8 protein-coding genes are annotated in these 7,882 nt (G+C 32.0%); 5 read left to right on the plus strand and 3 right to left on the minus strand.

Annotated features, from left to right (window positions below; all coding sequences use genetic code 11):
• Positions 1-36 precede the first annotated feature (36 nt).
• The gene (locus HMPREF3125_RS07470) at positions 37-1,455 is read right to left on the minus strand and encodes an anion permease (RefSeq protein ID WP_070452885.1); all 1,419 of its coding nucleotides are present in this window, start codon (positions 1,453-1,455) and stop codon (positions 37-39) included.
• A gap of 174 nt (positions 1,456-1,629) precedes the next feature.
• Complete coding sequence (locus tag HMPREF3125_RS07475) at positions 1,630-2,097, minus strand: bacillithiol transferase BstA (protein ID WP_070452888.1); 468 nt, start codon at positions 2,095-2,097, stop codon at positions 1,630-1,632.
• A 162-nt stretch (positions 2,098-2,259) separates the two neighbouring features.
• Between HMPREF3125_RS07475 and HMPREF3125_RS07480 the strand changes: the two genes are divergently transcribed.
• The gene (locus HMPREF3125_RS07480) at positions 2,260-2,820 is read left to right on the plus strand and encodes a tubby C-terminal domain-like protein (RefSeq protein ID WP_070452891.1); all 561 of its coding nucleotides are present in this window, start codon (positions 2,260-2,262) and stop codon (positions 2,818-2,820) included.
• A 58-nt stretch (positions 2,821-2,878) separates the two neighbouring features.
• Here HMPREF3125_RS07480 and pcp read toward each other — a convergent pair whose 3' ends face one another.
• Positions 2,879-3,517: a pyroglutamyl-peptidase I gene (gene pcp / locus HMPREF3125_RS07485; RefSeq protein ID WP_070452894.1), complete on the minus strand. Its 639-nt coding sequence runs from the start codon at positions 3,515-3,517 to the stop codon at positions 2,879-2,881.
• Positions 3,518-3,710: 193 nt separating this feature from the next.
• Between pcp and HMPREF3125_RS07490 the strand changes: the two genes are divergently transcribed.
• Genes HMPREF3125_RS07490 through HMPREF3125_RS07505 form a run of 4 tightly spaced genes read left to right on the plus strand, consistent with a single transcriptional unit; the run spans position 3,711 to position 7,764 of the window.
• Complete coding sequence (locus HMPREF3125_RS07490; protein ID WP_070452897.1) at positions 3,711-5,660, plus strand: BglG family transcription antiterminator; 1,950 nt, start codon at positions 3,711-3,713, stop codon at positions 5,658-5,660.
• Between the two features lie 3 nt (positions 5,661-5,663).
• Positions 5,664-6,107, plus strand: coding sequence for a PTS sugar transporter subunit IIA (locus tag HMPREF3125_RS07495; RefSeq protein WP_017637297.1), 444 nt, complete (start codon positions 5,664-5,666; stop codon positions 6,105-6,107).
• Position 6,108: 1 nt separating this feature from the next.
• Positions 6,109-6,393, plus strand: coding sequence for a PTS sugar transporter subunit IIB (locus HMPREF3125_RS07500; RefSeq protein ID WP_017637296.1), 285 nt, complete (start codon positions 6,109-6,111; stop codon positions 6,391-6,393).
• A gap of 15 nt (positions 6,394-6,408) precedes the next feature.
• Positions 6,409-7,764, plus strand: a complete 1,356-nt coding sequence (locus HMPREF3125_RS07505; protein WP_070452899.1) for a PTS ascorbate transporter subunit IIC — start codon at positions 6,409-6,411, stop codon at positions 7,762-7,764.
• Positions 7,765-7,882: the final 118 nt, after the last annotated feature.

Here is a 7,882-nt window from a genome sequence, read left to right on the forward strand (position 1 = left end):
GTGAGTAAGGTGATGACTTTTCTTTATTTCAAAGGATTAAAATATACCTAAAACTTTCATCCATAATGAACCTAAACCAATCCATATAATGAAGTAAACAAAGCCTAATACGATGTTCATTGTCCACCAACGTTTTTGTGTAATGTAACCAGAACCGAAAAGAATTGGTGCAGGACCACTACTGTAATGTGTTGTTGAAGCCATTAAGTTACCGAAGAAACCAAGGATCAATGCACTGAATAATGGTGGCGCTCCGGCTGCTACGGCAACACCTAATAATGCTGCATACATTGCACTCACATGTGCAGTTGAACTTGCGAATAAATAATGTGAGTAGAAGAAGAACAGTATTAATAACACAATAACAATTGGCCAACTTAAACCATGTAAACTTTGAGCTATTACTTTACTTAACCAAGGGATGAATCCAAGTTGATTTAATTGATCAGCCATTAATACAAGTACTGAGAACCAAACCAATGTATTCCATGCGCCTGTTTCATTTAATACATCTTTCCAAGTTAAGACACCTGTAAGTAAAAGTAAGCCTAAAGCAATAAATGCTGTTAATGTAGCATCTAAATTAATAAAACTTCCTATCATCCATAACACTAATGCAATGACAAAGATAGCTGCCATGAATTTTTCAGCAAGAGAAACTGAACCCATTTTTGCTAGTTCATTTTCTGCCCAATTTTTAGCATTTGGTGTTTCTTTGACTGTAGGTGGGTACATTTTATAAATAATAAATGGCACTACAATGAGTGAAACTAATCCAGGAACAAGTGCTGCTAAAAACCAGTTCATCCATGTTATATGTATATGAGCAGTTTTTTCAGCTAAGTTTTGTGCAAGAGGGTTCCCAGCCATTGCGGTTAAGAACATTGCAGCAGTAATCAGATTTCCTTGAAATTCAGTGAAAATCAGGAAAGCACCCATTTTTCTTTCTGTGCCATCTTTTGGTGTTGAGCCAAATGATTCTGAAAGGGATTTAATAATAGGGAACATGATGCCACCAGCACGAGCAGTATTACTTGGAGTTGCCGGAGCTAATATTAAATCAACACCTACAAGTGAATATGCTAGACCAAGCGTCTTTTTACCAAATAATTTTACGAATTGTAGTGCAATTCGACGACCTAATCCAGTTTTGACAAAACCTCTAGAAATGAAGAAAGCCATCGCAATCAGCCATATACTCGTATTCCCAAAGCCTTGCACAGCCGTCTTAATATCGACTACGCCAACTAATACAGTTAATGTAAAACCAATGATTGATACTGCACCAATTGGCATAGGTTGAGTGATACATGCGATAATCGTAGCGACAAATATCGCAAACATATACCAAGCTTGTGTATCTAATGAGTCAGGCTTAAGAGGGGTTAAAGCCCAAATCAGTAAACCAACAACAATTGGTAAAATGAATTTTTTATATTTTATTGAGTTTTCCACAATAAGTGTCCTTCTTTCTGTAGAGAATTCATATGTACAACATCAGAATAATCCTAATTGAAATTAATGTACAGAGGGATTTTAAATTTAATCGGTAAGTGATATAGCATATATGTCTAAAACGTTAAAAACTGATTTCACACCGTTGTGAAATCAGCTTAAATTTAGTCTAATTTAGTTGTTTTTTAATACACGTGCCATTTCTTCCATTTTACCAGCATGAAGCGGAATATGGATGGCATTTAACATTAATAAACCTTCAACAGTTGAGAAACCAGCAATCGGTTGATCTAGCTCTATAGCTAATTGTTCATCTGTTAATTTTCTTGCACGTTCAGGAATAGTTTTAATATCATTTAAGATACTTTCTATATTAGGAACGTCACCGTCAATGTTAGACCAATCTGCAGGTTTAGAACCTGGCGCAAATAGTTTTATATAAAGATCTAAATCTACGACATTTTGGTCACCTTTAGATAAAGCATTTTCGAAAACAGTTAATACATGACCCATTTGCCAATGTAAATTATTAGGGAATACGTCGCTATCTTTATCTAATACGTCTTCAATTTTCCAATCTTCGTACATATTTAATAAATAATGAACACCTGTATCTATTACATCATATACTGTGTTAGTCATATTAGTTATTCTCCTTTGTATAAAAATTATACTTATCATTCTAGTAATGTTTACCCGTAATTAATAAGTTGTATACATTAGAAGCTTGTACAGTTGTAGGATATTTATAGTAAGATGATATTAAGAAAAGTAGCTAAAATAGAATTATAAGGTGGTAACTTGATGTATAAGTATAAAAAAAGGAATCCTTTTTCAACCAAAGCATCTGTTGTATATGATGAAACTAATCAAGACATAGCTTATATTCGAAAAGTTTATAATAACCCAATACAAAGGTTAATCAGTATTTTAACGTTGTCGTTACGTTTTAGAAAATATGAAGTTCGTAATCATGAGGGTAATGTGATAATTAAAGCAAATGCTAAATCCATGCTAGATAGTAAGCATTTTACATTGGATTACTATCACGATAATACGCAACAAAAAGTATTGTTTGATAAAAAGAGTAGTGGAAGTAAAGATACGTATGGCATTATTAAACTCAATGATAGGATATTGAATATTTATGCCGATGAAAATCAAAATGCATATATTAAAGATGCGAAATTAGATACAGATATTGCAAGTTGGAAGCAAGTAGGAGACTATGCAGAAGTTCGAGCGGGAAAAGATTCATTTTTCCAAGAACATACTTTATTATGTATTGCTATGCTTCATATTTTTGCTGATAATCATGTTAGACATCAAAAAGCATGGTCATTGTTAGGACCACCTACAATATAAAATAGCAAAACCGGAAATGAATGTGCTTTTCATTTCCGGTTTTTTCTTATATATGAAACTAATGTGTTTCGCCTAAAGCTGCTTTTAAATCAGGTAAATGGTCGATAGTTTTAATAGCAGCGGTTAATCCTTGAACAATTGTATTTAAAGACATGGAAGGTGTGCCAGGTTTGTCAGTAACCTGCTCAGGTAAATAAGGGACATGGATAAATCCAAATAATAAATTAGGGTATTGTGTCGCATTTAAATATCCTAATTGATACAAGATATGATTACATACAAATGTTCCTGCAGTATTCGAAAGTTTAGCGGGAACTCCATTATTTTTTATACTTTCTGTCATACGCTTAACAGGTAAATTTGAGAAGTAAGCGGCAGCTCCATTTTTTCGTATAGGTATATCTATAGGTTGGTTCCCATCGTTATCTGCAATTCGCGCATCATCAATATTAATTCCAATACGTTCAAGTGTGATTTCTGCGCGTCCTCCAGCTTGCCCAATAGCAACGACAGCATCATAGTGCTCTGAGTTTAATTTTTGCTCAATGACCTCAATAGCTTTATGAAATACAGTAGGAATCTCTATTTTAGTGATGTCATGCTCCCCGATTTGAGAAGGTAATTGTTTGACAGCCTCCCAAGAAGGATTCATTTCATTACCCTCAAACGGATCAAATCCAGTGACCAATATTTTCATAAAAATATCCCATCCAATCGACGTAGTTATTTTAATAAATCATAACATGAGTTAGCTATATTTTAAGCTAAACAAAATTTGTATAAAATTAAATCGGCACATTGATATGCATAATTTCGGATTTAAATATGAAAAGAATTGCACATCTATTAGATTAAGAAATCGCTTACAATGAAATTAGGAGGATTAGATATTGTTAAGTAATCGACAAACAAAGATTTTGTATTTCTTACTGAAAGCAGAAACGTTTGTATCCATCGCTAGGTTAGCAGATATGTTTGATATCTCACAACGTTCAATACAATATGATTTACAACATATTGAAAGTGTTCAAGACAATAAGCAATTCATGTTGATTAGACATAAATCATTAGGTGTAAAGGCGAAGTCATTGAATCAAAATAGTTTAAATAGTGAATTCGAAGCTATCGCTAATACAGTTCATCTTACTAAAAATGAACGTAAAATAAATATTTTAATTACACTTTTTGAGTCGACACAACCTATGTCATCTAATCATTTAGCAGAACTAATGAAAGTATCAAGACGAACTATTGTTAATGATCTTAAATCAGTACAACAATGGTTAGCGACTTATCAATTAGAAATGAAATATATACAAAATAAGGGATTCATCATTATTGGTGAAGAAGAAGCATTTCGACAAGCCTATGCCAATACAGTAAAAAATTATTTCAAAATGACTGTGCCATATTTCCAAGATCATTTATTTTCTGAAGCAGAATTAGCGAGTGTCAGAAAAACAGTTATTGATACTTTAATAGAAGAGGATTATCAGCTTGTACAATCGGCTGTTGATGGCTTGGTATATCATATTATTATTGCTATACATAGATTGAAGTTGAATTACTCAATTGATGTACCAAACAGTGAATATGAAAAAGTATGTGACACAGTTCAATATCGTATTTCTGAAAAATTGAAAAAGAATTTAGAAAAAGAATTTGATATTCAATTCCCTAAATCAGAAGCCATTTTCATAACGTTACATTTATTAAGTTCCAAAATTTCTAATATAAAAGAAAATTACATAAATACTAGTGAATTAGAACATATGATAAACGAGCTTATTAAACAAGTTAGTGTTGAAATGGGCATTGATTTGCGGGAAGACAAAAAATTATTAAAAGGATTAATAGTACACTTACAACCAGCAATTCACAGATTAAAGTTTAATTTAGTTGAAAAGAATCCTTTAAAAGATGATATACAAAATCAATATAGAAATGTTTACGACATCTTAAGTAGAAACATCGAATTAATCGAAAAAACTTATGAAATAACATTTACTGAAGATGAAATTGCTTATCTTACTGTTCATTTTGTTTCTAGTATCGAACGTGTTTCTACACAAAAGCACAGTTATATCAAAGTGGTATTGTTATGTGGTTCGGGGATAGGAACATCTCAATTATTAAAAAGTAAATTAGGCAATATCTATCCTGAATTTGAAGTGATTGATGCATATTCAATTTATCAAATTGATGAAAAAGCATTGTTAAGTAAAGGTGTGGATTACATTATATCAACAGTAGACTGTGAGTTTAATCAGCTCCCAGTTGTAACGGTAGATGCCTTTTTAAATAGAAATTCTAGAGATAAATTAAATCAAATAGTAAATCATTTCAGAGAATCTAAAGTGGTTAATATTGAACATATGGGTGAAAATCTTAGAAAACTTTTACCTGAACATAGAATTATTAAATTAAATCAAATTGTTAATAAAGAAAAGGCTATACATCAAGTTTCAGAATTGTTGTTTCATGATGACATCATTGATTATAGATATGCAGACGAAATCATAAAACAAATGGAATCGTTTGGTCCATATATGATTATTAGTCCACACATAGCTTTACTTCATTCTGATACGACATATGTTCGAAGTGGTGCTGGATTTGCGTTAGCTTATATTGAAAATGGAATTTCTTTTGGCCATCAAACATATGATCCAGTTAAGGTAATTATTGTTTTAGCAACAGAAAAACCTCATATTCACTTAAAAGCACTTGGACAATTGAGTCAGCTTTTAACTGATGAAGTTAAAAAGAAAGCATTTTTGGAAGGAAACATTAAAAAGATAAATCAATATATTAAAGAAATCTCAGTAGAAAGGGTGTAATGAGTGGCATTAGATATTTTGACAGAAGATAAAATTATTATAAAAAATCAAGTATCAAATTGGATTGAAGCGATAGAAATAGCTTCAGAGCCATTATTAGATAACAATATTATTAATCATGATTATATTACTTCAATGATTGAAAGTGTTCATGAATTTGGCCCATATATTGTTATAGCACCGGAGATAGCTATTGCACACGCAAGACCAGATCATAATGTTAACGAAGTAGGATTAAGTCTTCTGAAGCTCAATCAACATATTAATTTTTCAGAGAATAGTCATTATGCATCACTAGTTTTCGTATTGAGTGCAATCGATAATACATCACATTTGAATATATTACAAAGTTTAGCAGGAATTTTAGGAGATTCTGAGAGAGTTACACGTTTAACTAATGCAGAAAATAAAGAAGAAATTATAAAAATTTTAAAGGAGAATGATTAAGATGAAAATTTTAGTAGTTTGCGGACATGGATTAGGAAGTAGTTTTATGGTTGAAATGAATGCTCAGGAAGCTTTGAAAAACTTAAATGCACCTTCTGATGTTGAAGTAGAGCATAGCGATATTATGACAGCTAGTCCTGAAATGGCAGATTTATTTATCTGTGGTCGAGATTTAGAAGAAAATGCAGAACGTCTCGGAGATGTTTTAGTATTAGATAACATTTTAGATAAAGAAGAACTACAGCAAAAACTTGAAAGTAAGTTAAAAGAATTAAATATTATTTAAAAGGAGGTTTGGCATATGAAATCAATTCTTGATTTTATAGTAGACATTTTAAGTCAACCAGCTATATTAGTAGCACTTATAGCTTTTATAGGGTTATTAGTTCAAAAGAAATCAGCATCAGCCATAACTTCAGGTACAATTAAAACCATGTTAGGATTTCTAATTCTAAGTGCTGGCGCGGAAGTCGTTTCAAAATCACTTGAACCTTTTGGCAAAATTTTCCAACATGCATTTGGCGTGCAAGGAATCGTACCTAACAATGAAGCTATTATTTCATTAGCACTAAAAGATTATGGTACTACTGCAGCACTTATTATGGTGTTTGGTATGATTTTAAATATTTTGATAGCACGTGTTACAAATCTTAAATATATATTTTTAACAGGACACCATACATTTTATATGGCTGCTTTTTTAGCGATATTATTAACAGTCGGTCATGTTAAAGGATCGTTAACTGTGATTATAGGTTCAATTATTTTAGGTTTGATTATGGCTATTTTACCGGCACTAGCTCAACCAACAATGCGGAAGATCACTGGAAATGACCAAGTTGCATTGGGACATTTTGGTACTGTTAGTTATTGGGCTGCAGGCGAAGTTGGTAAGTTATTTAAAGGTAAATCTAAATCAACTGAAGATATTAAATTTCCTAAGGGATTAAGTTTTTTAAGAGAAAGTACAATTAGTATTTCAATTACCATGGCTTTATTATACTTTATAGCTTCGTTGTTTGCCGGAGTAGGGTATGTAGATAAAATTAGCGATGGGCAAAACTTTATTGTATTTTCAGTAATTCAAGGTGTTACATTTGCTGCAGGTGTATTTATCATTTTAACTGGTGTTAGATTGATATTGGCAGAAATTGTGCCGGCATTTAAAGGTATATCTGAGAAAATTGTACCTAATTCTAAACCTGCTTTAGACTGCCCGATAGTATTCCCTTATGCACAAAATGCTGTGCTAATTGGGTTCTTTGTAAGTTTTATCACAGGTGTAATAGGGATGTTCATATTATTCTTATTTGGTGGCGTAGTTATTTTACCTGGAGTAGTAGCACACTTCTTCCTAGGAGCTGCATCAGCAGTGTTTGGTAATGCTCGAGGTGGAATTAAAGGTGCTATTGCAGGATCAGCATTGAATGGTTTATTGATTACATTTTTACCATTATTATTCTTGCCTTTCTTAGGAGATTTAGGTCTTGCGTCAACTACATTCTCTGACACAGATTTCTTAGCAGTAGGAATTATATTTGGTAATATTGTGAAATTCACAGGTATCATTGGATCAGTCATTTTCATTATTGTATTAGCAACAGTTGCTATATTTATTAAAAGTAAGTCAGACAAAAAATTAGAACAACAATCTTAAGAAACTAATTTAGTAGTCAACTTTTAAAAAATGAAAAAAGTGATTTTCATATTAATTCACATGCTGACACGTAGTATTATGGCGAGACTCCCGAGGGAACAGTACTAGTTGAAGACCT

Source organism: Staphylococcus sp. HMSC13A10 (genome assembly GCF_001808005.1).
GTDB lineage: Bacteria > Bacillota > Bacilli > Staphylococcales > Staphylococcaceae > Staphylococcus > Staphylococcus pasteuri.

What these genes read in the sequence shown, in the direction of transcription:
- pcp (WP_070452894.1), bottom strand. Translation starts at nt 3,517, where the DNA reads ATGAAAATATTGGTCACTGGATTTGATCCGTTTGAGGGTAATGAAATG.
- HMPREF3125_RS07480 (WP_070452891.1), top strand. Translation starts at nt 2,260, where the DNA reads ATGTATAAGTATAAAAAAAGGAATCCTTTTTCAACCAAAGCATCTGTT.
- HMPREF3125_RS07505 (WP_070452899.1), top strand. Translation starts at nt 6,409, where the DNA reads ATGAAATCAATTCTTGATTTTATAGTAGACATTTTAAGTCAACCAGCT.
- HMPREF3125_RS07500 (WP_017637296.1), top strand. Translation starts at nt 6,109, where the DNA reads ATGAAAATTTTAGTAGTTTGCGGACATGGATTAGGAAGTAGTTTTATG.
- HMPREF3125_RS07475 (WP_070452888.1), bottom strand. Translation starts at nt 2,097, where the DNA reads ATGACTAACACAGTATATGATGTAATAGATACAGGTGTTCATTATTTA.